This window comes from Paracoccus marinaquae (genome assembly GCF_018860165.1).
Taxonomy (GTDB): Bacteria; Pseudomonadota; Alphaproteobacteria; order Rhodobacterales; family Rhodobacteraceae; genus Paracoccus; species Paracoccus marinaquae.
Genome location: NZ_JAHKNG010000133.1, coordinates 1 through 850, shown reverse-complemented (window position 1 = coordinate 850; position 850 = coordinate 1). Strand labels below are relative to the sequence as shown.

Annotated in this window: 1 protein-coding gene; it reads right to left on the bottom strand. The window is 61.4% G+C overall.

What is annotated here, in order from left to right:
* Positions 1 to 10: 10 nt before the first annotated feature.
* Positions 11 to 850: IS5 family transposase (locus KNW02_RS20655; RefSeq protein WP_216035048.1), on the bottom strand; the 840-nt coding region annotated here is incomplete at its 5' end.

The following is an 850-nucleotide window of genomic DNA, read 5'->3' as shown; positions in this document are numbered from 1 at the left end:
GAACCCTGCGTCACGCCGGGCACGGGTTCAGGCGACGCAGCTGCACGAGGCGTCGCATGTTGTAGGCGAGGTTCTTCATCCCGATTTTGGCCTTCGCTCGTACCATTCCGACGGTGCGCACCAATGTCCCGCCCATGTCGTTGCTCTGCGCGCCGAAGACATGCTCGACCCGGGCGCGTAGGATGGATTTTGTCCGATTACTGGATCTGCCCCTTTCGGTCAGCGGCTTGCCGCGCTTGCCCTTACGATGAATTCGGCTTTTCAGCTTCAGGGCGCGAAGTTTCGCCTCGATTTCTTCAGAACGATAGGCGGGATCGGCCCATACGCCGGCGCCGGTGTTGCTCCGCGTTAGCAGGTGATCCACCGCCTGGCTGTCGTGCAAAGCGGCGTCGCTGACATGATAACGGCGCACCAGCTTGTGCTTTCGGTCCATGTTCACGTGGTTCTTGTAGCCGTAATGGGATTTCCCATGCTTCTTGGTCCAACGCGCGTCGGTATCCTTCTGCGACCGCTTGGCGGGTTTGTTGACCCAGTCCTCCGGCACTTCGCCGTCCTTGATCGCCTTGTTTTCATCCCGTGTATTGTGGTTCTTCGGCACTGGCACGATGGAGGCGTCGAGGATCTGCCCGCCCCGCGCGATGTAGCCCTGACGCGCCAGATAGCCGTCGAACTGCCGGAACAGCACCTCGACCATGCCCGCCTGCGCCAGACCCTCGCGATAGAGCCATACCGTCTTCGCGTCGGGCACACGGTCCTCCAGCCCAAGGCCGAGGAACCGCATGAACGACAGCCGGTCACGGACCTGATACTCGATCTGGTCGTCGGACAGATTGTAGAGCGCACCCAGCAC